The sequence below is a fragment of the Sphaerospermopsis sp. FACHB-1094 genome (assembly GCF_014696195.1).
GTDB classification, from domain to species: Bacteria; Cyanobacteriota; Cyanobacteriia; order Cyanobacteriales; family Nostocaceae; genus Sphaerospermopsis; species Sphaerospermopsis kisseleviana.
Genome location: NZ_JACJPT010000024.1, coordinates 19382 through 44910, shown reverse-complemented (window position 1 = coordinate 44910; position 25529 = coordinate 19382). Strand labels below are relative to the sequence as shown.

General features: G+C 38.4%; 27 protein-coding genes. 13 read left to right on the top strand and 14 right to left on the bottom strand.

Annotated elements, in window-relative coordinates; all coding sequences use genetic code 11:
- Positions 1–77 precede the first annotated feature (77 nt).
- On the bottom strand, positions 78–1214 hold the full coding sequence (locus H6F47_RS10210; RefSeq protein ID WP_137666083.1) for a cob(I)yrinic acid a,c-diamide adenosyltransferase: 1137 nt from the start codon (positions 1212–1214) through the stop codon (positions 78–80).
- Positions 1215–1582: 368 nt separating this feature from the next.
- On the opposite strand from H6F47_RS10210, the gene fraC reads away from it, so the two are divergent.
- The 3 genes from fraC (at position 1583) to H6F47_RS10195 (ending at position 4027) form a co-directional block, all read left to right on the top strand.
- The gene (fraC, locus tag H6F47_RS10205; RefSeq protein WP_096571851.1) at positions 1583–2131 is read left to right on the top strand and encodes a filament integrity protein FraC; all 549 of its coding nucleotides are present in this window, start codon (positions 1583–1585) and stop codon (positions 2129–2131) included.
- Positions 2132–2197: 66 nt separating this feature from the next.
- Entirely contained in the window at positions 2198–3208 is a 1011-nt protein-coding gene (gene fraD, locus H6F47_RS10200) for a septal junction protein FraD (RefSeq protein ID WP_137666084.1), read from the top strand.
- A 39-nt stretch (positions 3209–3247) separates the two neighbouring features.
- Positions 3248–4027 (top strand): ABC transporter permease, encoded by a 780-nt coding sequence (locus H6F47_RS10195; protein WP_190346763.1) that lies wholly within the window; start codon positions 3248–3250, stop codon positions 4025–4027.
- On the opposite strand, the gene H6F47_RS10190 is transcribed toward H6F47_RS10195, so the two are convergent.
- Positions 3978–4139, bottom strand: coding sequence for a hypothetical protein (locus H6F47_RS10190; protein ID WP_190649018.1), 162 nt, complete (start codon positions 4137–4139; stop codon positions 3978–3980). The genes H6F47_RS10195 and H6F47_RS10190 overlap by 50 nt on opposite strands.
- A gap of 48 nt (positions 4140–4187) precedes the next feature.
- A complete protein-coding gene (locus H6F47_RS10185; RefSeq protein WP_096571848.1) occupies positions 4188–5075 on the bottom strand; it encodes a sugar ABC transporter permease in 888 nt (295 codons plus the stop codon).
- A 46-nt stretch (positions 5076–5121) separates the two neighbouring features.
- On the opposite strand from H6F47_RS10185, the gene purN reads away from it, so the two are divergent.
- From purN to rdgB, 3 genes are all read left to right on the top strand, one after another.
- A complete protein-coding gene (gene purN, locus H6F47_RS10180; RefSeq protein WP_137666086.1) occupies positions 5122–5769 on the top strand; it encodes a phosphoribosylglycinamide formyltransferase in 648 nt (215 codons plus the stop codon).
- Between the two features lie 151 nt (positions 5770–5920).
- A complete protein-coding gene (locus H6F47_RS10175; RefSeq protein ID WP_096571846.1) occupies positions 5921–7372 on the top strand; it encodes a phosphoglucomutase/phosphomannomutase family protein in 1452 nt (483 codons plus the stop codon).
- 108 nt (positions 7373–7480) lie between these two features.
- The gene (rdgB, locus tag H6F47_RS10170) at positions 7481–8059 is read left to right on the top strand and encodes an RdgB/HAM1 family non-canonical purine NTP pyrophosphatase (protein WP_096571845.1); all 579 of its coding nucleotides are present in this window, start codon (positions 7481–7483) and stop codon (positions 8057–8059) included.
- A gap of 186 nt (positions 8060–8245) precedes the next feature.
- On the opposite strand, the gene H6F47_RS10165 is transcribed toward rdgB, so the two are convergent.
- The 4 genes from H6F47_RS10165 to hetF form a co-directional block, all read right to left on the bottom strand.
- Positions 8246–8557, bottom strand: coding sequence for a HigA family addiction module antitoxin (locus tag H6F47_RS10165; protein ID WP_096571844.1), 312 nt, complete (start codon positions 8555–8557; stop codon positions 8246–8248).
- 11 nt (positions 8558–8568) lie between these two features.
- A complete protein-coding gene (locus H6F47_RS10160; protein ID WP_096571843.1) occupies positions 8569–8868 on the bottom strand; it encodes a type II toxin-antitoxin system RelE/ParE family toxin in 300 nt (99 codons plus the stop codon).
- A gap of 137 nt (positions 8869–9005) precedes the next feature.
- Positions 9006–9344 (bottom strand): P-II family nitrogen regulator, encoded by a 339-nt coding sequence (locus H6F47_RS10155; protein WP_096571842.1) that lies wholly within the window; start codon positions 9342–9344, stop codon positions 9006–9008.
- A gap of 128 nt (positions 9345–9472) precedes the next feature.
- Complete coding sequence (gene hetF / locus H6F47_RS10150; protein ID WP_190346759.1) at positions 9473–11965, bottom strand: cell division protein HetF; 2493 nt, start codon at positions 11963–11965, stop codon at positions 9473–9475.
- A gap of 1586 nt (positions 11966–13551) precedes the next feature.
- Between hetF and H6F47_RS10145 the strand changes: the two genes are divergently transcribed.
- Positions 13552–13875, top strand: a complete 324-nt coding sequence (locus H6F47_RS10145) for a thioredoxin family protein (protein ID WP_096571840.1) — start codon at positions 13552–13554, stop codon at positions 13873–13875.
- Here the strand turns inward: H6F47_RS10145 and H6F47_RS10140 are convergent.
- Complete coding sequence (locus H6F47_RS10140) at positions 13862–14092, bottom strand: hypothetical protein (protein ID WP_096571839.1); 231 nt, start codon at positions 14090–14092, stop codon at positions 13862–13864. The genes H6F47_RS10145 and H6F47_RS10140 overlap by 14 nt on opposite strands.
- A gap of 137 nt (positions 14093–14229) precedes the next feature.
- Positions 14230–16080: a S8 family peptidase gene (locus H6F47_RS10135; RefSeq protein ID WP_190346757.1), complete on the bottom strand. Its 1851-nt coding sequence runs from the start codon at positions 16078–16080 to the stop codon at positions 14230–14232.
- Between the two features lie 123 nt (positions 16081–16203).
- On the opposite strand from H6F47_RS10135, the gene H6F47_RS10130 reads away from it, so the two are divergent.
- From H6F47_RS10130 to H6F47_RS10120, 3 genes are all read left to right on the top strand, one after another.
- The gene (locus H6F47_RS10130; RefSeq protein WP_096571837.1) at positions 16204–16635 is read left to right on the top strand and encodes a hypothetical protein; all 432 of its coding nucleotides are present in this window, start codon (positions 16204–16206) and stop codon (positions 16633–16635) included.
- A gap of 135 nt (positions 16636–16770) precedes the next feature.
- On the top strand, positions 16771–17604 hold the full coding sequence (thiD, locus tag H6F47_RS10125) for a bifunctional hydroxymethylpyrimidine kinase/phosphomethylpyrimidine kinase (RefSeq protein ID WP_096571836.1): 834 nt from the start codon (positions 16771–16773) through the stop codon (positions 17602–17604).
- A gap of 89 nt (positions 17605–17693) precedes the next feature.
- Positions 17694–18497 carry a hypothetical protein gene (locus tag H6F47_RS10120; RefSeq protein ID WP_190649016.1) on the top strand — a complete coding sequence of 268 codons (804 nt, stop codon included), beginning with the start codon at positions 17694–17696 and terminating at the stop codon, positions 18495–18497.
- A 120-nt stretch (positions 18498–18617) separates the two neighbouring features.
- Here the strand turns inward: H6F47_RS10120 and H6F47_RS10115 are convergent, their stop codons facing one another.
- The 3 genes from H6F47_RS10115 to H6F47_RS10105 form a co-directional block, all read right to left on the bottom strand.
- Positions 18618–19421 carry a type 1 glutamine amidotransferase gene (locus H6F47_RS10115; protein ID WP_187040140.1) on the bottom strand — a complete coding sequence of 268 codons (804 nt, stop codon included), beginning with the start codon at positions 19419–19421 and terminating at the stop codon, positions 18618–18620.
- A 156-nt stretch (positions 19422–19577) separates the two neighbouring features.
- Entirely contained in the window at positions 19578–20006 is a 429-nt protein-coding gene (locus H6F47_RS10110; RefSeq protein WP_190649012.1) for a putative toxin-antitoxin system toxin component, PIN family, read from the bottom strand.
- A complete protein-coding gene (locus H6F47_RS10105; protein ID WP_190649009.1) occupies positions 20003–20272 on the bottom strand; it encodes a hypothetical protein in 270 nt (89 codons plus the stop codon). The genes H6F47_RS10110 and H6F47_RS10105 overlap by 4 nt, the downstream gene beginning before the upstream one ends.
- A gap of 403 nt (positions 20273–20675) precedes the next feature.
- Here H6F47_RS10105 and H6F47_RS10100 point away from each other — a divergent pair, with 403 nt between their 5' ends.
- Entirely contained in the window at positions 20676–21455 is a 780-nt protein-coding gene (locus H6F47_RS10100; protein WP_190649006.1) for a hypothetical protein, read from the top strand.
- Between the two features lie 90 nt (positions 21456–21545).
- Here the strand turns inward: H6F47_RS10100 and H6F47_RS10095 are convergent, their stop codons facing one another.
- Positions 21546–22883, bottom strand: a complete 1338-nt coding sequence (locus tag H6F47_RS10095; RefSeq protein WP_190649003.1) for a MurT ligase domain-containing protein — start codon at positions 22881–22883, stop codon at positions 21546–21548.
- A gap of 306 nt (positions 22884–23189) precedes the next feature.
- On the opposite strand from H6F47_RS10095, the gene H6F47_RS10090 reads away from it, so the two are divergent.
- Together H6F47_RS10090 and H6F47_RS10085 are read left to right on the top strand one after the other, a co-directional pair.
- On the top strand, positions 23190–23780 hold the full coding sequence (locus tag H6F47_RS10090; protein ID WP_190648999.1) for a thylakoid membrane photosystem I accumulation factor: 591 nt from the start codon (positions 23190–23192) through the stop codon (positions 23778–23780).
- Positions 23781–24003: 223 nt separating this feature from the next.
- Positions 24004–24612 (top strand): hypothetical protein, encoded by a 609-nt coding sequence (locus tag H6F47_RS10085; RefSeq protein WP_137666097.1) that lies wholly within the window; start codon positions 24004–24006, stop codon positions 24610–24612.
- A gap of 72 nt (positions 24613–24684) precedes the next feature.
- Here the strand turns inward: H6F47_RS10085 and H6F47_RS10080 are convergent, their stop codons facing one another.
- Positions 24685–25527, bottom strand: coding sequence for a lysophospholipid acyltransferase family protein (locus tag H6F47_RS10080; protein WP_096571827.1), 843 nt, complete (start codon positions 25525–25527; stop codon positions 24685–24687).
- Positions 25528–25529 lie beyond the last annotated feature (2 nt).

The window sequence follows — 25529 nt, the reverse complement described above, 5'->3', positions numbered from 1 at the left end:
AGGAGGAGGAAAAATACACAAAAATATAATTTTATGTAGGGGTAATTCATGAATTATCCCTACATGAATAAAACTTCTTAAAAATCAACCCCCCGCTTCAATTCCACACCTTGATTAGCGTAATGTTTATGACAATAAACCTCAGAATGAATACTTGCTAAATCAAAGTATGCAGGTTGATTTTGACAACGCCCAGTAATAATTACCTCTGTGTCTTTTGGTTTACGCAGCAAAGCCTGTACAATTGGTTCAACAGGGAGTAATTCTAAATCAACGGTGGGATTAAGTTCATCGAGGATGATAGTTTTATACACACCAGAAGCGATCGCTGTTTTGGCAATTTCCCAACCTCTTTCCGCTTCTACATAATCTAATTCTTGCCGAGAATTACGCCACACGATCGCATCCCTTCCACAGCGTAAATGATCCACTACTTCAGGATAAGACTGCTGCAAAGCGGCGATCGCTGCATCTTCAGTATATCCACTACCACCCTTCAGCCACTGCATAATTAATACACGGGTAGAACCAGGATGATTAATCCCCCTACCTATTGCCTGTAAAGCCTTGCCTAAAGCACTAGTAGATTTACCTTTGCCAGCGCCAGTATAAATTTCTATACCTTCAATCAATAATTCTTTGGCTGTGGGGTGGTGTTGGGGTTTCATTTCCGAGTGCAGATCGGCAATATCCAGTAATTGTTGCGGTGCTGCCCGACCTGTGGTAATAATTTCTAATTCCTGGGGTTTAGATTTTAAAGTGTTTACCACCTCATCCACAGGAAGCAAACCCAAATCTAAAACAGGGTTAATTTCATCTAAAACCACAACAGAATATAAACCAGAGGCGATCGCACCTTTAGCTACATCCCAACCCCGTGCTGCTTCTGCGCGATCAAAAGGGGTAATTTCATCATGGCCGAAATATTCCGCTCTACCAGTGCGAACCTGATCAATTAAATGGGGAAAACCACGCTGCAAAGCGGCGATCGCTCCATCCTCATCATAATCACGTTCTGGACCCTTTAAAAACCGCAACAGTAACACACGATCAAAATTACTCTCAGCATTGATACCTAGCCCAATAGAGCGCAGAACCACCCCTAAAGCTGCTTGGGACTTACCTTTACCCGCACCATCATAAACATGAATTTGACCCGTGAGGCGTTCAGAACGCGCTTGTGCTGTGCGAATACCGATGCCATTTCTTGTCATTTTTGGAAAACTTTAGAAAAGCTGTAACGTGGCTGTTTCTGATCTTACCGAACCTCAGGACGTATTACCAACTAATTCACCAACAGTCAGCAGTCAGTAGTCAAAACCTAAAACCCACGTAGATAAATTTTGTCTGTGTAGCCACGACTTCCACTCCCTGGCACAATTAGAGAAAAAATGCTCAGAAAAATGAGATAATTTCCCCCATCATCCGTATAATCTCAGTTATACTTTCATGGTATATCAAGAAATTGATTCATTCAATGTTATACTCAATCCTACGTTTTTAAACGTGGTTTCCTCCTGCCTTCTGCCTCCTATCTCCTGCGTCCTGAAAAATCTCAAACTTTATCATTTATAGAAGCTTTATGTCAGACGAATTAACATTACCGAGAATTTTACCCCTTGGGGCAATTTTGTTTGAAACTTTATTTTTACTAATTGCCATTCCCCTAGAAGGGTACGTTCTCAATAGATCACTCAAATTTGACAAAAAAACCAGCATTTTTTACGCCATAGCTATGAACGTTTTTTCCAGTGTCATTGGCTGGAATGTATTTTTTATGGTCGAACCAATATTAGCTGTAGGTATCAAGTCAGAATTGATTAGTTATATATTTTTTAATACCTTTAAAAGCGCCAGCATACAGAATTCTCTAATTCTCATTGGCTTTCTGGTTTTCTTTGGTACATTTTTAGTCAAGTTTGCATTGTTAAAACTGTTGATTATTACCTTAGATGAAGGGGGTAAAAAACAAGAAAGCACAGACACCACTCAGCGCCAAAAAATCCTTATTAGCGAAAGAATTAAATTACAAAATACCAGCTTAATTACTACTACTTTAATCGCCAATTCCTTGAGTTATACCGCTATTTCATTAATTTTAGTCATTCGTGGTTTTGTGATTAGGAATTAAATTGAGAAATTGAGAAACTAAGTGAAAACATCAGCCAGGTAAAAATAGCTAAAAATAGGTGCAAATATGAATTCATCATTGTTTAAAGAAGTAATACAGCTATTTAAATTTGTTCAAGATTTATTTTTGGGCATTCAAAAACTTGTCATGCCTCCCAAAGCTTTTTCTTGGCAGACATTTATCTACTTAAGCCTTTTCGCGTGGGTAAATTCATATTTTGCCACAGGACTAATCAAAGATATAATTGCCTTAACAGGTTGGGGATTTTTAATTGCAGGTACAGCTTGGTATACCACCGATGGTCCTGCAAGAGTTCCAGGAACTTTTATGCCAGTAGGTGCATTAATCACTGGGTTTTTAGTCAGTATATTTGCTTTTGGACATCAGGAAAATGTAGTTACACCTAGAACTATAGTTCTTTGGCCGACAATTGCAGCTATAATTACCGCCATCCCAGAATTTTTCTCAGGAACAGGTACATCAACAAAAGCTACCCTTCCCAAGTTAGAAGCACGCCAAAAAATCATTATTTTACTTGCTTGGTCGATGTTGATAAGTTGCTGGATTCAGTTTTACTTTGTTATAGATAAATGGTTAAAAGAATATCCCAGTTTATCCGCAGATAATTTTCAACGCAGCGCCTTTGTAATTAAACTAGAACCAAAATCAAAAAGACCAGAAAACGGTAATATGATTTTAAATAAAATTCAACCGCTAATAGAAGAACAAATATCCAGAAGAACTTGGTCAGAAGTAGAAAGATGGTTACTAGAAGCTAACCAACAAGTAGGCAATTTGGGTAAAAGAATGATTAACCAAAACCTCGGCGAATACGAAGAAAAAGGACTATGGAAAATAGAACCGCGTGTAGTCAATATCAAATCTGGTTATAGATTAGATATTCTGAGTATTTGGCAAGGACCAACTGCTAATGGTAGGGGATTTTATCTGCAAAAATCTTGTCAAATTCAGCCAGTATCAACTGTTAAAAGTCTAGAAAATAAAAATGCGGTAGCAGCAATTAAATGCGAACGCAACAGCAGATTTTTCCTTGGTTCACCACCACCACAACAGTAGATTTAGTTATCACTTACCAATTACCAATTACCAAAAAATATGAACGCAGTCAGAACATTTGTAATGGCAAAAAACGTATTTCAGGAAGTGATACGCGATCGCATCCTCTACATTATCGGTTTTTATGCAATTATCCTTGCTGTTGCTAACCGGGCAATTTTTGAATTTGCAGCTACAACCCAAGACAAAATCTTTTTAGATGTGGGTTTAGCAGTAATGAATATCATTGGTTTAATTGTTGCAGTCTTTATTGGCACAGGACTTGTCAACAAAGAAATTGAAAAACGGACTATTTTCATGTTAATTGCTAAACCTATCAGCCGCAGTGAATTTATCACCAGTAAATACTTAGGTTTATCAGGTGTGTTGGGTGTACTTCTAGCATCTATGACATTTATTTATTTGGTATTTTTGCAACTTGGTAAAATGTCCTATCCCCTACCCAGCATTCTTTTAGCCATACTTTTCTTATTTTTACAATTAACTTTAATTACGGCTGTAGCTGTCACATTAGGAGTTTTTACCAGTTCCTTAATAGCCACAGCTTTAACATTTGCCGTCTATTTAATGGGCAATATTACCAAAGATTTAGTCGCATTAGGTCGCCTCAGTGAAAACCCTGCGGTAGAAAGAATTACCCAAGGTTTATATCTCATACTCCCAGATTTATCTCGCTTAGATTTAAAAAATGATGCCGTTTATGGACTGCAAGCAATACCGGATACTATGACACTATTAAGTAATGCTGGTTATGGCTTACTTTACAGTTTCATGTTGTTGGCGATCGCCATTTTGATCTTCTTGAAAAAAGAGTTTTAAAGGTGATTGGTGATTGGTGACTGGTGATTGGTGATTGGTGATTGGTGATTGGTGATTGGTGACTGGTGATTGGTGATTGGTGATTGGTGATTGGGTAGTAATTGATAATCATGAATTATGAATCATCAATTATCAATTGTCAATTGTCAATTATCAATTATCAATTATCTCCCCAGGTTTGTAACTGCAAATAAACTAACACCAAAGTCACCACTAATAACACAGTAGCAACTGCGGCGGCGTAACCAAAATCAAATTGACCAAAAGCTTCTTGATAAGTGTAATAAACTAACAAATTAGTAGAATTTAAAGGACCGCCTCCTGTAATCACATAAACAGGTTCAAAACTTCGTAATGTAAAAATTCCCGTGGTGACAGTCGCAAAGATTAAAGTAGGTCTTAATCCTGGTAAAGTAATATGCCAAAATTTCTGCCAACCATTTGCACCATCTAATTCTGCTGCTTCATAAAGACTGGGAGGAATAGCTTGCAACCCAGCCAAAAAAACCACCATATTAAACCCGATTTGTTTCCAAATACTAAATAAAATTATCACAGGCATTGCCCAAAAAGTATCACCTAACCAAGATATGGGTGCAACACCAAAAAAATCTAAAAATCCATTTACAGGACCAGTATTTTGAAACAACCAACGAAAACCTAAACCAGCCGCAACCAGTGAGATAATAGAAGGGAGAAAATAGGCACTTCGCAAAAGTCCCCGCAAAGCTAAAGAACGATCTAATAATACCGCTAATCCCAAAGGAATCACCAAACTGGGAATAAGACTACCAAAAGTAAAATAAACGGTATTAAACAGAACTTGCCAAAAATCAGAGTTTAGCAACAACCGCCAATAATTTTTAAAACCTACCCAATAAATACCAGATGAAGTAAAACTACCAGCAGTAAAACTGAGATAAAACAAATAGGCAATAGGCCAAATTATAAATAAACCTAACAAAATCAGTGCTGGAGTGAGAAAAACCCAAGCCGCAGCAGTATCATTATCTAGTAGTTCCGAAGGAGAAAAACGGGATGGTTTCATGATAATCTTAGACATTCACAGTATATTCATAATTTTATGAGAGTTTATGAGTCAATATTACCCCATTGATGGCACACCTAGTCTAGTTTCTCCTGATATTTCTCTGGAAAATTCACAACCTAGCAACGTTTTGAAACTGGGAGTAATGGCTTCAGGAAATGGTAGCAATTTTGAAGTAGTTGCCCAAGCTATCCAAGCAGGGAAACTCAACGCCCAAATTCAAGTTTTAATTTACAATAATCCCACAGCAAAAGCCGCAGAAAGGGCAGCAAATCACGGAGTAAAGGCTGTATTATTAAATCATCGTGACTATAAAAAGCGCGAAGATTTAGACAGAGAAATTGTCAAAACTTTTAATCAACATGATGTAGAATTAGTGATTATGGCTGGCTGGATGCGTTTGGTAACACAGGAATTAATTGACGCTTTTCCTGATAAAATTATTAATATTCATCCCAGCTTGTTACCGAGTTTCAAAGGTGTGCGGGCTGTAGAACAAGCATTAGAAACCGGAGTGAAAATAACTGGTTGTACTGTACATTTACTGCGTTTAGAAATGGATAGCGGACCAATTATCATGCAGGCCGCAGTCCCAGTATTACCAGATGATACAGCAGAAACCCTACACGCCAGAATCCAAATTCAGGAACACCGTATTTTACCATTAGCCATTGCTTCCCTCGCTGACAGGTGACAGTTGACAGTTGACAGTTGACAGTTGACAGGTGACAGGTGACAGGGTGAATTATATTTTACCAATTACCAATTACCAATCACCAATCACCAATCACCAATCACCGCTATAAATGCTACAATCCTCTGTTAGAAATTTTTAGGATATCTCCATGCCCATTTTAACTAACCCCATAAAGTTTGGTACTGATGGCTGGCGGGGTGTTATCGGTGATGAATTTACCTTTGAACGCCTAGCTATAGTTGCCCCAGTCGCCGCTAAAGTATTATATAATACCTACTATTCCACAGTCAGTAGCCGTACCATCATTGTCGGTTACGATCGCCGTTTTATGGCAGAAAATTTTGCCCGTGTTGTCGCTGATGCTGTCAAATCCGTTGGTTTTGATGTCCTGTTTAGCGAAACCTACGCACCCACTCCCGCTTTTAGTTGGGCTGCAAAAGACCTCAATGCTTTAGGCGCTTTAGTCATCACCGCTAGTCATAATCCTGGCGCATATTTAGGTTTAAAAGTCAAGAGTGCTTTTGGTGGTTCTGTGCCTCCAGAAGTTACCAAAGAAATAGAAGCACTATTAACAGAAGCAGTACCAACCGCAACAACTCCGGGCAAAGAAGAGACATTTGATCCCTGGCCTAGTTATTGTCAAGCATTAGAAAAAAAAGTAAATATTGACAAAATTCGTCAAGCAATATCATCAGGTAAATTAACATTATTTGCCGATGTCATGCACGGTGCGGCTGCTAGTGGTTTGGGTAGATTATTAGGTGAAAAAGTTAAAGAAATTAACAGCAACCGAGATCCTTTATTTGCAGGAGGTGCGCCCGAACCTTTACCAAAATATCTTTCCCTTTTATTTACAGAAATCAAAAATCATGGGGAAGAAAATAACAATAATAACTCAGGTTTAACAGTAGGTTTAGTATTTGATGGAGATTGCGATCGCATTGCCGCAGTAGATAAAAATGCTAATTTCCTCAGTTCGCAAATCTTAATTCCCATCTTAATAGATCACCTCAAAACCAGACGCAATTTTACAGGGGAAATCGTTAAAACCGTTAGCGGTTCTGATTTAATTCCCCGTGTTGCGAACTTATTGAATTTACCTGTATTTGAAACCGCCGTTGGTTATAAATACATTGCCGATAGAATGTTAGCCACAGAAGTATTATTAGGTGGTGAAGAATCAGGTGGTATTGGTTATGGTAGCCATATTCCTGAAAGAGATGCTTTACTATCAGCATTGTATGTATTAGAAGCAGTAGTAGAATCGGGTTTAGATTTAGGTGATTATTATCAACAATTGCAGAAAAGAACTAATTTTTCCTCAGCTTATGATCGGATAGATTTACCCTTAGCGAGTATGGAAGTAAGAGGAAAATTATTACAACAATTACAAACCCAACCTTTAACAGAAATAGCAGGTAAAAAAGTCATTGATTGTAATACAATAGATGGTTATAAATTCCGTCTTGCTGATCAAAGTTGGTTAATGATTAGGTTTAGTGGCACTGAACCAGTATTACGCCTTTATTGCGAAGCACCAACTTTAGAACAAGTCCATCAAACCCTAAATTGGGCTAAAACTTGGGCAGAATCAAATTAGGGGACTGGGGACTGGGGACTGGGGACTGGGAAGAATCAAGTCAAAAGTCAAAAGTCAAAAACTCTGTTCCCTATTCCCTATTCCCCATTCCCTATTCCCTAATAACCAATGACTAAAACACTCGTAGTAGCTACAGGAAACCCCGGTAAATTGCGGGAAATGCAAGCTTATTTAGCTGATTCTGGTTGGGAATTAACCTTAAAACCAGCAGATTTAGATGTTGATGAAACTGGAGAAACTTTTGCAGAAAATGCTTGTTTAAAAGCTTCAGAAATTGCCAAAGCTACAGGAAAATGGGCGATCGCTGATGATTCTGGTTTAGCTGTAGATACACTCAATGGCGCACCCGGTGTATATTCTGCCCGTTATGGTAATAGTGACGCAGAAAGAATTGGGCGATTATTACGGGAATTAGGAGATACCAAAAATCGTCAAGCTCAGTTTATCTGTGCAATAGCAGTTGCGAATCCTCAAGGAGAAATAGTTTTACAATCTGAGGGTATTTGTAAAGGTGAAATTCTCTATGAAATTCGTGGAGAAGGTGGTTTTGGTTATGATCCGATTTTTTATGTCCCAGAAAAACAGTTGACTTTTGCCGAAATGTCACCAGAATTAAAAAAGTCAATTAGTCATCGGGGTAATGCTTTGAAAAATTTAGTTCCTCAGTTGATGAAGTTGGTCGAGTAAGGATTTTTTTGGGTTATTCGTTTTCTATTGAGGATAATTTTAACGAACCACGTTCACTAAAGGTGTTCCCGTTCGCGTAACTTGCCGAAGGCATAGGGTAGAAACGAAGGAAGCGAAGACAAGAGATTTTCAGAGAGTTTTTGGTGTTGCTGCGGTTATTGTTTCAAAATTGGAATGTTCCAAGTTTTACGCTATAACTTGCATACTCCCAGTGGATATCCAAGGAGAAATAGTTGCTTTAATTTCTTGACCAATTTTTTGTTCAGCTAGTTTGAGTTCATAATTTTTCTGCAAATTCATCCAAAATTCAGCACTCATCCCAAAAAATTGTCCTAAGCGTAAAGCGGTATCAGCAGTAATTGATCTTTTACCATTAATTATTTCGGTAATTCTATTTTTTGGGACATGAAGCAAACGAGCTAATTCACTTGCACTTATTCCTAATTCATGCAGTTCGTCAGCTAAAATTTCTCCAGGATGAATGGGTGGACGTGCCATATAATTCTCCTTCAGTGATAATCTGTAATTTCTATATTGAAAGGTTTTGGTTCATCGTCTGGCCAGTTAAAACAAATTCGCCATTGGTTATTAATGCGAATACTGTATTGACCTTTTCTATCACCTTCTAAGGACTCAAAATGATTACTGGTTAGTAACATTAGATCCTTTTTGCTAGTTGCTGCCTCTAAAATATCAAGCCGTTTATATGCTTGTTTAGCAAAAGCTTGAAACTCTTTTACCCTTTCACCCAAAACAAATTGTTCCGTCTTTTTATCTCGATATTTAGGATAATTTTCTGACGGAGACATATTGTAAATAAAGGTAGATGTTATGCGTTACGTAATCTATAACTTTCTCAGTATAGCACAACCAAACAATAAAAGGCAATAAAAGGCGCTGTTGAACAAGAAAATTCAACAACGCCCAATTTATACACCTTCAAAACTTACACAGCTTCGGTGTTCTTTTCCCCAGTCCGAATCCGTACAACCTGCTCAACAGGGGAAATGAAGATTTTACCATCACCGATTTCACCAGTACGGGCAGCGGAAATGATTTTATCAACCACCATATCGACTTGGTTATCTTCTACAACAATTTCCAACTTCAGTTTTTGTAAGAACTCAACGGTATATTCTGAACCCCGATAGCGTTCAGTTTGACCTTTTTGCCGTCCAAAACCACGGACTTCCGAAATTGTCATTCCCACAATTCCCGCATTAACCAAGGCAATTTTGACCTCATCCAGCTTAAATGGACGAATAATGGCTTCTACTTTTTTCATTTTTTTCAATTCCTAACTTCTCAGAGCGTTGTTTATATATCTAACCAGATTCGTTGTCTAAAGCTGTAAATCAAGCTCTACTTGTTTCCAATGAGTTATGTCACCAATCACCAGTCACCAATCACCAATCACCTCTTTTCTTGTTCCTGAAGAAGCGATCGCCAATCTGCGATCGCCTGATCTGTCCACAGCCAATTTTGCGCTAATTTATCCACTGTAAACTTAACAGGTTCATTCTGAATTACCATTTGACGCAGTTTAATTGCTTCTTTAATATATTGTCCTTGTTTATCAGCAGATTGATTATTTGCAGATTTATATAAACCCAAAGCTAATCCTGCATAAGCTGTTAAAGCCTCTGAAGGCATGATAGTATTAGCGTCTGGAGTTGCAATCAAGGTTGTATTCTGATCTTTAAGTGCTAAATTCACAGACTTAAACCACGCATCATTAGCCCGATTCAAATTTCCCTCTGCATAGTAAGCAAATCCCAAAGCATTGTTATACAGAACCGAATCAGGGCGATCCCGCACAGCAATTTCCCAATAACGACGGGCATCATCAATACTGTATTTTGTATTTCTCGTTTGGGCAAATTGCCAAGCCAATCGTCCACGGAAAAAATTCACAGACGGATCTTCGCTTTGTTTAGTAGGAATCAGTGCTAAAGCCGTATCTGCTGATTCTAAAGCCCCACGATGGAGTAATTCTGCCACAGCGTCTAGCCCAGCCTGTAAATTACCTTGGCTCAATTCTGCTGTAGCTTTAGCAGTAACAATACCTGTTGATGATTTTTTTAAATCAAAGGGTGTTGTTTTTGGCTCAGGAACAGTCGGAGTAGGAATAACTGGAATTTTAGGAACTACAGACTGGCGCTGATTCCACCACCAACTTAAACCAATGATCACAGCCAAAGCACTTGCGCCCAAAATGCCTAAAATTGGCCATGGCCGACGGCGACGTGGTTGCCGAAAAGATGGTAAAGGTATCTGTTGATAATTTACCTGATTACCTTCAACATTATTGGACGCATTATTGGGCGCATTATTGGGCGTTGTTGGAGTTGGTTTATCTCCCCAAAAATCAAATTCCTCTTCCTCTTTTGCAGGTTGCTGTTCATGAAGATGATTTTCGGAGACTGGTGTCTCTAGTTCCGCCTTCATGGGCGTTTCGTCAGTTGGCGCTTGTTGATTCCCCAACTGGCGAAATAAATCCGCAACAATCGTTGAATCCTCATCATAACCGGGGTGATCATAATCTATTTCATCCATGAGATCCCCCCAAGTATCATCCTCCAGCCAATCTAACTCAGAAGGCTCTCTTGCCAACTCAGAGGACATCATCTCTTCCAGAGTTAAAGGTATTTCCAAATCATCTATCGCCGCCGCATACATGGCATTAGTAGATGCTCCCACAGGAGGCTGATAGTCGTTGAGGAACTCCGAACTAGCAGATAAACCTAGTTGCGGTCTCAGAAAACCCTCAAATTCCCGATGCAAATACAACATCGGTAATACCCAGTACATCTGGTGAGAACCATAGGCAGAAATTAAGCCCTGACGCACCCGACTCACACACAGATCCAAAGGATAGCCTTGGCTTAAGTTGCGGTAAAACAACTGTGTCAGCGTCAGCGCCACTTCATCGGGAATCCGTTCTGACATTGCCAAAACGCTACTAATCCCTCTTTTCACCAAACTTTCCGTTAAGTTACGTTCTCCTGTATCCCCAGAACCATCAGACTTTGCTCTATATGCTCCCAAACAAGAGTTAAACACTGCCATTTGGATATTATTATTCACCAGCAACCCGGCTAAATCATCACCACTGAGAGTTTCTGTTAACCCAGTTCTGCGACTAACTAAATATATTTCCCCCCCATTAGCACCCACATTACTATGACCAGAGTAGTGAAGAACATGATATCTTCCCTGTTCTAAAGCTTGGGTTAACTCTTCTCTTCCTGGTTGATCCAAGACAGTCAATTCAATTTCTGGCAGATAAATACCATTTTCCACAGAGCGGGGGACTTGGCGATGCATTTCTTCTTGTAGTTTGATTGCTTCTTGTTTGAGCAAATCCAGACGGACTTGATCTGTAGGAGAAGAAATCACCATTAACACTCTTATTCCGCTTTCGTCCTGTGGTGTGGGTAGGTTGCGTGTTGGTAATCTTGATGTGGAAGGAATTCCACTTTGATAACGGGAAAAAGCGATATAAGGACCAGTGGCTAAGGGGCGATCGCCTGCGTGCATCACTTCCCACGGCAACCGCGCTAACCGAGTATCTTTTAATCCCAAACGCAAGCGCAGTACCTGTTGTTGGTTCTGGGCAATGCCTTGGGCAGTAATCCAACTATCTCTGAGAGTGCCTTGAAACAGTGCATTATATAATTGTTGACCCAGTGCCACCAAGTTTACAGAGTTTCTGGCTATAGCATCCCCCTGTAGCACTGACTGTAAAGGGTCATTCATTAAATGTCCTGCGGCCGCTAACCACTCAGCCACAGGCCAACTCACCAGTTCTTCTGCCAATGGCACCCCAGGTGCGACTTGTTCCGTCCGCACCAAGTAGTCATTTTGCCCTACTGGAGTCACGGAAATGTGAAATTCCTGGGTCACAACTTCTCCTGTTTGCCTCCTAAAATCCGGTTTTCACCGTAAAAGTTTCTAGTGTTTTCTCTCTAACTGATACTTTAGAAGCATCTTGCCGAGCAATGTTTCTGTTTTCGGGTTGTTTCGCCTTAAAGTGCTGGTACAACTTTATCCGGATTGGATTACTTCCAACTAGAACACTTTATTGGTAGATGCACCTTGATCTTCAACTCCCCTGGTAGGTTAACACCTACTGGGGGTTTTCTTTTCAATTTTGGCAAAAAAAGCAATGTTTGACCCAAGAATTTCTGCTCAACTGTATAGAAAATCAAATCCTGATAACTAACTCCCCTACCCAGCTACTAGCCTTATGGATTTTTTCGGTAAGTGACAAGCACCTACATTTGTTGAAATTTATCCGGAGCATAGTGCATTAAATGAGAACGTTTAGATGGTAGATGCACCCTGATAATTAATCTCCCCTATTTGGTTCACACCAATGGGGGTTTTTTATTTGGTTGACAAGGATCAATCATGTAAATACAACCCAATTTTCCGGAAATAATATTAAAACCAATGAACATTTAACCAGTAGATGCACCCTGATAACTAATCTCCCCTGGTTGGCTAACACCGCTAGGGGTTTTTTATTTAATTACCAAATATCAATCATGAAAAACCAACCAAATTTTCCGGAGTCTGACATGAAAACCAAGAAGATACAAATTAGTAGATGCACCCTGATAACTAATTTCCCCTGGTTGGCTAACATCAATTGGGGGTTTTTTATTGGTTTCACAACCCATCAAACCAGAATTTATAAACAATAATAATGATGCACTTCAATTGTTCCGGAGGGTGGTGTGAAAACCAAGAAGAACCAAATTAGTAGATGCACCCTGATAAATAATCTCCCCTAGTTGGCTAACACCACTGGGGGTTTTTTATTCAAAAATAAAAACAAACTTCCAGGAACAAATTTATCCGGACGATGGTTCTGTACCTGGGAACATTAAATTGGTAGATGCACCCTGATAACTAATCGCCCCTAGTTGGTTAACACCGATTGGGGGTTTTTTGTAGACAAAAGCGAGTTGGCCGCCACAAGTGCTTTTCTCTTCTTTTGTCTACTCAGTGTTGGCTTCCAGTTTACTCCTGTTTGCTGCCAAATGCCAAGCCTAATTTTGTAATTCCTGTGATTTTATTTTCAGCTTCAGCCCAAGTTCAGAATGATTATAGCGATATATAATAGGAATCTTAATAATTTTTATATAATTCATGCCTGTGTGATTTTCTAGATATCTGTTAACATTTTATGACATAAGAGCAATCCGGTTTGATTGCCAACATGATCGGTAGAGGCAGTGAACAGGGAACAGGGAACAGGGAACAGTTGTACTGATTTTCTTCAAACATCAAATGGGACAAGTTTTGCCCAAAATAACCAAGCTTGACGAAAAACCTGATTCATACTGTATTCTAAAATCTCATTAAGTTGTACTTGTAGCAAGATTCAGTAAGGGCAAACCCCCGGTGGTTGCCCTCTTTCATGATAAATTGATGTCCTAACCACTCTGTCCACGGCTATAACATTAAGAAAATCCCAGAGACCAATGAGTTTAGCAGTGATTAAGTTCTCTTCTGAAGATTGCGGCATCTGCCACAAAATGTCTTTTTATGACAAAAAGGTGTCAGAGGAACTAGGTTTGCAATTTATTGATGTGAAAATGCAGGATACGGCAACTTATCGTAAATATCGGAAAATTCTCCTCACCCAGTATCCTGATAAATCGGAGATGGGATGGCCTACCTATATTATATGCAATTCTCCCGAAGGTGAATTTCAAATAGTTGGTGAAGTCAAAGGTGGACATCCCAAAGGCGAGTTTAGAAGTCGTCTTCAGGCGGTTTTGGACACAGCAGCTAGTCAGAATTAATTATTTCAAAAGATTCTACCTGTAAAACAGAACCAATCATAGCGGTGGTCATGATGTCATCGCGTATTTTTCCTGTAATTGAAACTTTTTGACCTGACTTGAGCAAATTTTTGTCAGCACTTTTAGGAATTTCGTAAGTAACACCATCATCTGTAACAAAAGCCCAAGCGCCGAGACCAATATTTCGGCGTTCTATTTTGCCTGTAATTGTGATCATAGGAGTCAGGAGATCAAGGAGTCAGGAGATCAAGGAGTCAGGAGATCAAGGAGTCAGGAGATCAAGGAGTCAGAAGTCAGAAATCATAGAAAGTTTTTCTTCACTGTCACCTGTCACCTGTCACCTGTCACCTCTTCCTAAGCTGGTTGTTCGTCGTTTTTCAATGCTAAACGGGCTAGTCCGTAGCACAGTAGGGCATTGACAAGTAAGAAAATGCGGGCTAATGTACCATCTCCTAGACCCCAAACTGCGGGGTCATAAATGGCACTGACTATTAAACAGGCTGCTACACCAAGGCTAGAACCTATGGCAAACCATTTCCAGTTGGGATGTCCTAATAGCAATGCTATTAAAAGCATGGGAATTAATACACTGGCAAAGAGGGGATTTAAAGCACCTGTTCCTTGTATACTGTTGCCTAGTTCGGGAATAGAACTACCTAAAACCCGGAATGGCCACTGGGGAAGGTCAAAGATATAAATTCCTCTGAGGAAGAATAAACCAGAACTACCAAATATTAAACCACTGGATAAGGACCAACTCCAGGAGAAGGGGAAGTAAACCCGTAAAAACCAAGCGAGGAGATAAGAACCTACTACCATTAAAATTTTCGGTACTAGGGCAACAACGCCACCATCTATCCAAAAGCCGGGGTTGATGTAGCCGTTATCCCTTAACCACCGGAAAAAGTCGTTAAAGCTAATTTGTCCTTCACTAGCAAGTTTAACTGCGGCTTCGGCGTTAAGTTGTCCAGCGCCATAATAGTTTAATGCGTCCTCTGGTATGACTCTAGCTGACTGTTTGAGGACTTTTAAAATTTCCTCTGGGTCTGTAACTCCGGCTGCTTTGACTAATGCTGCTACCCCTGCGACGTGGGGGGCGGCCATACTTGTACCTTGCAGTCCTAAAAATACGCCTTCGCCGTTTTCGTTGATGGTTTCTTGGAGTATTGCACCTGCATCACTGCCACCAGGGGCGGAAATGTCTACTCCTGCACCAAAGTTAGAATAGTCTGCTTTTTCCCCGTCGGGTCCAAAGGCGGAAACACCAATGACGTGAGGATAACGGGCGGGATAACTAGAACCGTCGGTGCTTTCGTTACCTGCGGCGGCAACGATTACCACACCTTTTCTGTAGGCGTATTCAATGGCTTCTTTCATTAACTGGCTTTCGCCACCACCACCTAAGCTCATGTTAATGACATCTGCGCCGTTGTTGGCGGCAAATTTGATGGCTTCGGCAATGTCGGCTACTGTTCCACCACCATCAGCACCTAATACTTTTAAGGGCATGAGACTTGCTTCGTAGGCAACTCCAGCTACACCATATTTATTGTTGGTGGCTTGGGCGACTGTACCGGCTACATGAGTTCCATGTCCGTTGTCGTCTTGGGCGGTTTCGGTGTCGTTTACAAAGTCGTAACCTTTGACTATTTTGGTTTCATACAAGTCCCGGACTTTGGTGATACCTGTGTCAATGACTGCAACTGTTACACCGCTGCCTTTGGTGCGTGTCCATGCACCTTCTACGCCAATTTTGTGCAAATTCCATTGTTTGCTGTAATATTGGTCGTTGGGACCTGTTAAGGAGGTGCTTGGTTCTTCATCGCCATCTTGAGGACGGAGAAAGTCTCCTAACCAGGCTGTTTCACCAATGGGAACTGCTTGATAAATATAGTTAGGCTCGATAAATTCTGTGTTTTGGGCATAAGCTGATTTTCTCAGGTCTTTTAACCGTTGGCGATCGCCTTTGATAATATACACATTATCAGCCTCTGAAAATTGGTTATCCAGTTGGGGTGTAACGTTATATTGTTGAGCGATCGCTTGTAAGTCTTGCTTTATGACTGTTGCTGGTAAATCTTCCCGAAAATCCAGTAATATTGTCTCAAATTCACCTTTGGTTGCCAATCCCTGAAAATTCAGGTATCCGAATACGGCAGCAACCAAGCCGATGACAAACAAGCACAATAATATAAGTCTTCTCATATCAACTCATCGCTTTTTGTCAGTTTGCACACTACGATAACTCATATAGTGGTATTTTTGGGACAGTGGAGACTAGAAAAAATCTAGAAAAAATTACGAATTACTAATTACCAATTACGAATTATGGAACGTGGTCTTTTATGGTTGCCTTTGTTAGGCGCATTTTTCTGGTTAGCCTGGCAAGGTTCCCAGGAATATCAGAAACTAGAAGCTTATAAAATTTGGGCAGAACAGTTTGAACGGGCTAAGTATGATATTTATGCTGTACTCGCTCAAAAAGGTAATGATATCACTTGGGGAAAACCTACTACTAAAGGACCTATTCAACTGCAAACTTTTAGTTTATTAGATGTTGAAAAAATCAGCTTGTTGGTAAATGATAAACAAGTGGAAATGGAAAATCCTCCCTTAAAAGGTCGTGTGATTGAGTTAGAATTTGTATTTTCTGAATCTGCTAAATCAGTACGAGTTCCCTTTACAGAAATTCCTTTAGCAGCAGAATGGGCTAAATTTTTGCAGGGATTTCTGGGAAATTTACATTCTGCAAATGAGTAAATTTTTATATTGTTAATAGACTTGTCCGAAAAAGATGTAGGGACAATTCATGAATTGTCCCTACCAAGGGTTTCAGGTTATGCTTATGTAATTTACGGAGATGTCTAATGTTGTTAAAATTGAGAGTTAATGTTAATGACTACCAATAAAAAAACAAATCAAAAATTTATACCTGTAGCTTTAACTATAGCTGGTTCGGATAGTGGTGGTGGTGCGGGTATTCAAACAGATTTAAGAACTTTTGCTTTTCACTGTGTTCACGGTACAAGTGCTATTACTTGTATTACAGCCCAAAATACTCTAGATGTGATCCGGGTTGATGCCATGCCTTCAGAGGCTGTTATAGCACAAATTCGGGCGGTAGTTGAAGATATTGGTGTGCAAGCTGCAAAAACAGGAATGTTGCTAAATCAAGAAATTATTTCAACTGTAGCGCAGGAAGTCAGAACTTTACAAATTAATAATTTGGTGGTAGATCCTGTGATGGTATCACGGACAGGAGCGCAGTTGATTGATGATGATGCGGTGAAAACTTTACGTGATGAATTGATTCCCCAAGCGGCTATTATTACACCAAATCGTTATGAAGCGCAGATTTTAAGCGGGTTGGAAATTGTTTCTTTGGAGGATATGCAAACTGCTGCCGAAATTATACATAAAAATTTAGGTACAAAAGCGGTTTTAGTCAAAGGTGGGGGAATGTCTGGAGAGTTGAGAGGGGTGGATGTTTGGTTTGATGGGGAAAGGTTGGAAGTTTTGAGGACGAAACAGGTAGAAACGAAAAATACTCATGGTACTGGTTGTACTTTATCTGCTGCGATTACTGCTAATTTAGCTTTGGGTAAAGATTTATGGAATGCGGTACAAGAAGCTAAGGAATATGTGACAACTGCACTTACTTATTCTTTGGATATTGGGAAGGGAAGTGGACCTGTGGGACATTTTTTCCCGTTGTTGGAAAAACGTTAAAAATTGGTTGAAACTTCCTCTCCGGGATAACTTTACTCTGATAGTATATTTTGTTAATCTAAAAACCTAATTTTTATACCAATATGCAGATGAGAGCAACTACCCCTAATGTTCATACTAAACCACCGACTCCCAGATATTCCCCGTCTGTACCTGTTTCGGTATACCGGGAATTAGTTGCAGAGTTACAAGCAGTACAAGCTAAGTTAGATGTAGTCACTAACCACAATCAAAAATTATCTCAGGAAAATCAGCAACTACGTCAAGAAATTAACAAACTTGTTCAGTCTTGTTTAGAACTGCAAAAGTTAATTGACTCTTCTGCACCAAGTTCTCATGCACCAAGTTCTCATGCACCAAGTTCTCATGCACCAAGTTCTCATGCACCAAGTTCTCAAACTCAACCTAGTACGCCAATTTCTCACTCTACTCCTCAAAATCATGCTTATGTAAACAATACACAAAATAATACACAAAATAATAGACCAAATAATAGACCAAATAATCAAGCTGCACCTAGACCTAATGTAACTGTAATAAATACGCCTAAAGCTCAAGATAAAGTTCGTAAAAATACTGAAGGTAAAGTTCCTAAAAAGAAGACAGTAAAAACAGCACCTCCCCCACGTCAACCAACTTCCAAACCACCGAAAAAAGTCCGTCGTGAGGTTGTTTCTGTACCTGTGATGGATATGAATTTTCCGGTATCAGAACCCATGTATATAGAAGAACAAGAAGTACATTATTATTTACCCCTAGAGTCTGAGTCTAGGGGGTTGAATGGTTGGTGGTTATTTTTTACTATTGTGTTTATTATGATTGGTGGGTTTAGTGCGGGTTATTTGATTGTACGTCCTTTTTTACAAATTCAAAGTCAAAATAGTAATCAGTAGTCAGGAGTCGTAGGGGCGAAGCATTCGGAAAATAACCTTTTCATAAAATTGATAATTTATCGCCCGAATGCTTCGCCCGTACAGGAGTCAGGAGTCATTTGTGATCTAACGGAAATGATATTAAACTTGAATCTTAGTAACACTTGGTAAGTTCACTTTTAAACGGTGAAACATTGCTTCTCTACCTTGGATTGCTAAGGTATCATTTAAAGGTGTCAGTTTAATTTCTTGTTGATATTTTAATTTTAACGCTGTTTGAATTAACCAGTCTGCAACAAAGGGATTTTTTGGTAATAAAGGACCATGTGAATAGGTAGCGATCGCATTTTTATAAAACGCTCCTTCTGTACCATCTTCTCCATTATTACCTAAACCATAAACTACTTTTCCTAAAGCTTCTACTTTCCCTAATTTTGTTCTTCCTCCGTGGTTTTCAAACCCGACTAAATAAGGTTTTGTCCCTATCATTGCTTCTAGTTCTTGCGCGAGTCGGGAAGCGGTAACTTCTATAACTAAGTTACCTATACAACGTTTAGTATTTTCTCCTGGATGAATGGAAACTAAGTCTAATATTCCTAAACCTTCTATTCTTTGTCCAAAACCAGGTTCGTAATAATGTCCTAAAAGTTGGGGAGAACCACAGGTGAAAACTCCTGGTGTACCGTTTTCAATTTGATCTCGCATTGCGTCAGCTTTTGCACCTTGTAAGTCACGCATGACTATTTCTTGCTGACGATCTTGCGCTCCTCCACCAACAATTATATCTACTGATTTTATATCATCTGCGGTGGCATTTTGATCTAATGGTAATACTTTAACATCATATCCCCGCCACTGAGCGCGTTTTTCTATGGTAATGACGTTTCCTCTGTCTCCGTAGGTACTCATTAATTTGGGATATAACCAACCAATTATTATTTCCATTGTTTTACAGTTATGTTTATTTTGCGTTTTATGTTAACTCATTTTTGGGAGTTTTCAATATTTTTTAGATAATTTGTTTGGTGTTTATAGGGTATGATAGGAACGAACCGATCCAGACGCAGAGGACGCAGAGGAATTAAGTTTGATTTTTCTTATTCATGAAGATGTGAAATAAGTATTTAGAAAATCCGCAGGTGTCATAATTAATATTTCTGCAAATTTATTCAATACTAATAAGTCTTGATCACCTGTAATTAAAACTTCAGCTTGAGCAGATACAGCAGCAGCTAAGATATGATAGTCTTTCATATCTCTTAGTTGGGATATATCTATATCTAGGGAAATATTAGGACATTTTTCACAAAACCCTTGAGTTATTGACATTAAATATTCAATTGTACGATTTTGCTTTTTTATTTGAATTTGGAATTTAGGACGTTTTACAGTATTCTCTAATTCTTCTAATAAGGATTGAGAGACAAAAATAGTTAACTGTTTCTGTCGAGAAAGATGTAAAATACCAGATGGTACACCTCCCCACAGTAAAGCTGATATCCAAACATTAACATCAAGAACAACTCTCATTTCTTACCCCATAATTCTTGTCTAACTTCTTTTACAATTTCACTAATTTCTTCTAAAGTCGGTTGTTCTGGATCTGGTTCTAATTGGTCTAGTTCTTCCAGAAATTTATCTAAATCAACTGTTGAGTTAGATTTTTTTTCTAGAATAATAGACCTTTCTGTTACAGTTATTTCATACTCTGATTCAGGTTGCAACTGCTGTAATATTTCTGGGGGAATTTCTAGTTTTCCTTCTGAGGTGACTTTGGCAATGAGTTTAGTGGTCATTTTTTACTCCTTTGCTTTTTTTATGTAGCTTCTATTGTGATTAATAATATTATAGTTCTAAATCTAAATGATTATAACATAAATATTACACGATTGGGTAAAAATTCCTATTCGGTAGTTACTTTAATTTACAATCTTGCTTTTTCATGGTTTTACACCCTGTCATAATTTCTATTTGGGTTTATTTAGTATTTTACGTAACAGTTTTTTTGAGCATTTTGTCACCATAATCACAAATCATCTTGGTAAGTATTCAGGAATAGAGTGATAAGATCCCCGATTTCTTTTATAATCTTGTCAATAAATTGTGAATTGATCGCAGTAGTCGGGGATCTGGATATCAACAGTTACTATAGCTGAATACTTACTTATCTTGTTAATTCTCCTCAAAGGTAAATCATCCATGAAACTAATTGAAACTCCCAATTTAACTGTAATTGCTGGTGAAAATGCGGTTTCTGTTTCTCAACTACCTCCTATTTGGCAAAATATCGCTGCTAGAAAAGCAAATATAGGTTTTAAAAATCCAGATGTTTATGTAAAAATGGCGCAGTTATTTCAATATAAACTAGAACAAGGAGATGTTGATTTATTTCATGAACGTCCAGAATTAGCTAGTTTTAAATCTGCGTTTTCTCAATTGTTTGGAAAGTTAGCTTATGAAACTTTGGAATTTTACGGAAATGATTTTTTAAAGGATCAATATCCAGATTTTCAACAAATTTTAGCAGATGTGAAATCAAAAGGTTTAGAATACAGCAATGAAGTGAAGGTTGCTTTAATTGGAATTGACCTTTTTAATGAGTTTGGATATGATTTACCTGCGAGTTTTTATCATGTGCATTTAGCACCAATTTACCGAGATTATGTATTTGAAGAACGCGCTTTAAGATTTGACAAACGAGATATTGAACATAAACGTTCTTGGGATGCAATTTTACATTCAGGTAAAGTTTTTGCAGTGCAAATGAAGGTACAAAGTATTGCTTCAAAATACGGTTTTACCTATCATCACGGTTGCGGTTGTAATTCTCATTTATCTTCTATTGATATTTCTGAGGGAGAGTTTAATTATGAATTATCTCCTGAAAAATATCAACGTTGGATTAGAAGTTTTATTTGGACTGCTTGGTATGAATATGCTTTCTTTCAAATTGTGCCAAATACCAGTTATTTAGTGTAAATTTATTTAGATCCCCGACTTTATTCAATAAGTTGGGGATCTATTTTATTTGATGTAAACCTTCAATTGTCAATTGTCAATTATCAATTGTTAAAGTATTTTCCTCCCAGTCAAAACTTCCCGCACTTCTAACATTGCTGAATAGGTAGGAAGAATGTGCAAAGTTTCATTTTTCGGTGTATGTTCTAAAGCAATGGTGATAGCTTTCTTTAAATCTGATTCAACAATTAAGTTAATTTTACTGTCAATAGATTTCTCGCTATAACGTAATCTTAACGCCATATCATACACGCGATCGCCACTCACTATCAATGTTCCACCTCTTTCTACTAATTTTTCTGTATCCACATCCCAGATCCAAGATACATCTGTTCCGTCAGGTGTGCGATCGTTCAAAACCATTAATGTAGTTTTATCTGTACTTTGAGTAACTACCCTAATAGTTTCATTTGTTCCTACAGGGTTTTTAGATAACAAAATCCTCACTTTTTTACCATCTATTACCAAATCTTCTGCACGTCCAAAAGCTGCTTGAAAATTATTAATTGTTTCTCTAATTTTGGTTTCCTCAACTCCTAATTTTTTTGCAGCAGTAGCAGCAGCTAAAGTATTATATTTATTGTATAAACCTACGAGAATTTGTGACCATTCACTACTTTCTAAACTGGGTTGACTCTTACTAAACCCACAACTAGGACAGGTGAAATCTCCTAAATGGGATAAATAAACCCCTTGATAATCTAAAGAATGTCCACATCTGGGACAATAAATAGAATCTACTGCATGAGGAATTGATTCTAAATAATTCTCTGGTTCATTTAATCCAAAAAATAGCACTTTTTGATTTAACTGTTGACCCAAATAAGATAAAGTTGGATCATCAGCATTGGGAATAACTACAGTTTCTTCTGGTAAGGTTGAAATTACCTGTGTCCATTTTTTACTGATAATGTCAACTTCTCCATATCTATCAAGTTGATCCCGGAATAAATTTAAACAGATAATAATTTTTGGTTGTAAAGGTTTTAAAACCTTGGGAACGATATTTTCATCAACTTCTAAAATTGCATAGTCAACATTTAAAGCACCTAATAAACTGGAATTTTCTATTAAAGCAGTCGCTAAACCATTCTCTAAATTTGCACCCGTAGAATTATGGGCAATTTTGTAACCTGTGCGTTCTAAAATTGTGCATAATAACAGGGCGGTTGTGGTTTTTCCGTTTGTACCTGCAATTAAAATTACACCGTTTTTAACTTGTTGACTCAATAATTGTAAAAGTCTGGGTTCGATGCGTCGCGCAATAGAACCTGGTAATACACTAGCAGCACCAAGACGTAAAGAACGTACTAAAAATGTCACACTTTTAGCAATGGATACTGCTAAACCCAGTTTGACTCTATCTATAAGTTGTATTTTCTTTCCCACAGCAGTTGTTAAGTAATGTCTTTATTTACAAAATTAATTTTGTCAGTTTAGCTAATATTGGTAAAAAATACCAGTCATTTATAGCTATCAGTAGTTAGTTAGCAGTATTCAGCTTTATAACGAACCGCAAAGTACGCAAAGAACGCAAAGTTAAGAGGGTTTAAGAGTGATTTTTTTGTGTAGTTTAGAATTTTCAATTGTTGCTAAAGTTAATACTACTAAAAGTTATGGTGAAAAAATAGCACTCAGATGTAATTATATATCTAGGATAAATCTAGGCAAAAGTGTTAAGTAAGGTTTTTGTTGATGAGTAGCATAAATTGGCTTTTTTTACAAACTAACATAACTGCTAACTGGCGACGGTTGCTGTCAAAATGCCTATTATTGCTGCTTTGCCTATTTATTGTAGGTATACAACCAGCTTTTGCAGGTATGAAGGATGACAGATACGAAGGTAATATTTTCGTGGTTTTTGCGGGTAATGGTTCTCTCGTTCCTTCCAAACTAACCTTAGGACAGACTTTAGCAGAACATAAACCCGCAATGCTGGCTTTTTATGTGGATGATAGCAGCGATTGTAAACAGTATGCGGTGTATATTTCCCAGACTCAAGCATTTTATGGACGTGCTGCGGAAATTATTCCTGTAAGTGTTGATACTATTCCTCTCAAGGACAGTTATGAACCCACAGAACCAGGATATTATTATTCTGGTGTTGTACCGCAGGTTGTTCTTTTTGATCAGTCGGGAAAAGTTGTTTTGAATAAAAAAGGTCAAGTACCTTTTGAAGAAATAGATGATAAATTTAGGGAGGTATTTAATTTGTTACCTCGTGATCAGTCTATTGAGTTCAAACAGCGTTCATTTAATGAGTATAGCAGTGAGTTGAGCCAGTAAACTCTAGACATTTTGTAATTGTACCACGGTCTGAGAATTAATTCTCAGGCTAATATCAAAAGTCGTCTCAAAACTACTCTGTAAAAATTTCGATATACTTGTTTTATATTCAGATTTGAATTTTTAGTTGGTTCTGATACTGCATTTTTATTTTTACCAAGACATAATAGTTAAATTACTAATGACTAATAATTAATGACCAATAACTAATAACCAATAACTAATGAACAAAGTTTATACTACGCTGGAACTCATTCAAATTTTAGCAGCAGAACGGCAAGCTTGCTTGAAAGGAGAACGCCTAAAGTTGGATGTGACGGTTTCAGGTAATCCAGTTATAGACCAGTTTATCCCAACGGAAGGGCTACAAAAATTCACTGCCTATCAAGATTTTAAAGCTTCTATTCATGAATATCAACGCGAAAATCAAGTTTCTGGAATTGTTTGGAAAGATTTGACTGTGAAGGGTAAAACTTTCCATTATCCAGAGGTTGACGCGCAGTTAATAGCGTTAAATACTGATTTGGAAATATTGAAAGCTGCGAAAAATTCTATGTTGGAATTTTGGGATCAAGTTACAACAGATATGGATTTATATTTAAGTTTGAGTAATGGTAGACAACACGAAAAAATTAATACTTTAGATGTAGAAAGAATAGCCCAAAGGACAGAATGGGCAAGTTTTTTAAAGTGGGAAAATGCGAATTTTTTGGAATTAATTTTACAGATGGGTTGGGGAAAACCAGAAGAAGCAGCCTATAAAAGAGGTAGACCACATTCTGGTAGTGAGTTTATTCATGCTGTTAACCCTGGAAATTATCCTATAGGGTGACTGGTAACTGGTGACTGGTGACTGGTGACTGGGGAAGAAATATTTATCTTCTGACTCCTGACTCCCGACTCCTTATTTATTTGCTTCTTTGATTAAATTATCTAGTTCTTCCTGCATTTTGCTTCTGACTAATTCATAGCATTCATTCACATATTTGCGATCGCTTGCTGCTTCTTTTCCATAGCGTTCAAATACAATAGGTGGACAAACTCTGGTATGAATACGCGCTGGCAAAGGAATATTCGGCAATGGTCCTACTGCTAAACCCCAAGGTAAACCTAAATAAACAGGAAATACCAACGGATCAACATCAAACAACCAAGGCATTCCCCATTGATGGAATTGCTGCATAATTTTATACAAATCAGCCAAAACTATCAGGGTATCATGCGCCCCCCAGGAAATAGCGGGAACAATGGGTACATTTTCCCGCAGTGCTAACTTAATAAAACCGCGACGTTCTGCAAAATAGATTTTATCCCGCATTTGATGGGGTCGAAACACATCTTCCGCACCACCAGGATAAACTAACACACTCGCACCAGCCTTAAAAGCAGCATAAGCCATTTTTGGATGTGCCATAATAGCACCACCTTTCATCGCCATTTCCGCTGCTGGGGGAAAAACTTCCCAAACTTTGGGGTGCATCAAACCGTAAATAGGTCTTTGTGTACCAAAGCGACGTAACCAGTCGTACAGCATCATGGATGTATCCGGGGATGCCAAACCGCCATTGTGAGAACCGACAAACAGAACTTTTCCCTCTGGAATATTTTCCCAGCCACTGGTTTGGACGCGAAAATAGTAGTTGTATAAAATGCCCAATATAGGCATGATATTTTCGATGAACTTTGGATCTCGTTCATCCAAAGACCATCCTGGTTTTGTGTTTTGGGTGTGTTGTAGTTGAAACATTG

Bases quoted from the DNA above. Each gene is read 5' to 3' on its own strand.
- H6F47_RS10185 (WP_096571848.1), bottom strand. From the start codon at position 5,075: ATGAAACCATCCCGTTTTTCTCCTTCGGAACTACTAGATAATGATACT.
- H6F47_RS10135 (WP_190346757.1), bottom strand. From the start codon at position 16,080: ATGAGAAGACTTATATTATTGTGCTTGTTTGTCATCGGCTTGGTTGCT.
- H6F47_RS10115 (WP_187040140.1), bottom strand. From the start codon at position 19,421: ATGGAAATAATAATTGGTTGGTTATATCCCAAATTAATGAGTACCTAC.
- H6F47_RS10120 (WP_190649016.1), top strand. From the start codon at position 17,694: ATGAGAGCAACTACCCCTAATGTTCATACTAAACCACCGACTCCCAGA.
- H6F47_RS10210 (WP_137666083.1), bottom strand. From the start codon at position 1,214: ATGACAAGAAATGGCATCGGTATTCGCACAGCACAAGCGCGTTCTGAA.
- thiD (WP_096571836.1), top strand. From the start codon at position 16,771: ATGACTACCAATAAAAAAACAAATCAAAAATTTATACCTGTAGCTTTA.
- purN (WP_137666086.1), top strand. From the start codon at position 5,122: ATGAGTCAATATTACCCCATTGATGGCACACCTAGTCTAGTTTCTCCT.
- H6F47_RS10155 (WP_096571842.1), bottom strand. From the start codon at position 9,344: ATGAAAAAAGTAGAAGCCATTATTCGTCCATTTAAGCTGGATGAGGTC.
- H6F47_RS10165 (WP_096571844.1), bottom strand. From the start codon at position 8,557: ATGGCACGTCCACCCATTCATCCTGGAGAAATTTTAGCTGACGAACTG.
- H6F47_RS10195 (WP_190346763.1), top strand. From the start codon at position 3,248: ATGAACGCAGTCAGAACATTTGTAATGGCAAAAAACGTATTTCAGGAA.
- H6F47_RS10080 (WP_096571827.1), bottom strand. From the start codon at position 25,527: ATGTTTCAACTACAACACACCCAAAACACAAAACCAGGATGGTCTTTG.
- rdgB (WP_096571845.1), top strand. From the start codon at position 7,481: ATGACTAAAACACTCGTAGTAGCTACAGGAAACCCCGGTAAATTGCGG.
- H6F47_RS10100 (WP_190649006.1), top strand. From the start codon at position 20,676: ATGAAACTAATTGAAACTCCCAATTTAACTGTAATTGCTGGTGAAAAT.
- H6F47_RS10110 (WP_190649012.1), bottom strand. From the start codon at position 20,006: ATGAGAGTTGTTCTTGATGTTAATGTTTGGATATCAGCTTTACTGTGG.
- H6F47_RS10140 (WP_096571839.1), bottom strand. From the start codon at position 14,092: ATGATCACAATTACAGGCAAAATAGAACGCCGAAATATTGGTCTCGGC.
- H6F47_RS10175 (WP_096571846.1), top strand. From the start codon at position 5,921: ATGCCCATTTTAACTAACCCCATAAAGTTTGGTACTGATGGCTGGCGG.
- H6F47_RS10085 (WP_137666097.1), top strand. From the start codon at position 24,004: ATGAACAAAGTTTATACTACGCTGGAACTCATTCAAATTTTAGCAGCA.
- H6F47_RS10105 (WP_190649009.1), bottom strand. From the start codon at position 20,272: ATGACCACTAAACTCATTGCCAAAGTCACCTCAGAAGGAAAACTAGAA.
- fraC (WP_096571851.1), top strand. From the start codon at position 1,583: ATGTCAGACGAATTAACATTACCGAGAATTTTACCCCTTGGGGCAATT.
- H6F47_RS10090 (WP_190648999.1), top strand. From the start codon at position 23,190: ATGAGTAGCATAAATTGGCTTTTTTTACAAACTAACATAACTGCTAAC.
- H6F47_RS10190 (WP_190649018.1), bottom strand. From the start codon at position 4,139: ATGATTATCAATTACTACCCAATCACCAATCACCAATCACCAATCACC.
- fraD (WP_137666084.1), top strand. From the start codon at position 2,198: ATGAATTCATCATTGTTTAAAGAAGTAATACAGCTATTTAAATTTGTT.
- H6F47_RS10130 (WP_096571837.1), top strand. From the start codon at position 16,204: ATGGAACGTGGTCTTTTATGGTTGCCTTTGTTAGGCGCATTTTTCTGG.
- H6F47_RS10145 (WP_096571840.1), top strand. From the start codon at position 13,552: ATGAGTTTAGCAGTGATTAAGTTCTCTTCTGAAGATTGCGGCATCTGC.
- H6F47_RS10160 (WP_096571843.1), bottom strand. From the start codon at position 8,868: ATGTCTCCGTCAGAAAATTATCCTAAATATCGAGATAAAAAGACGGAA.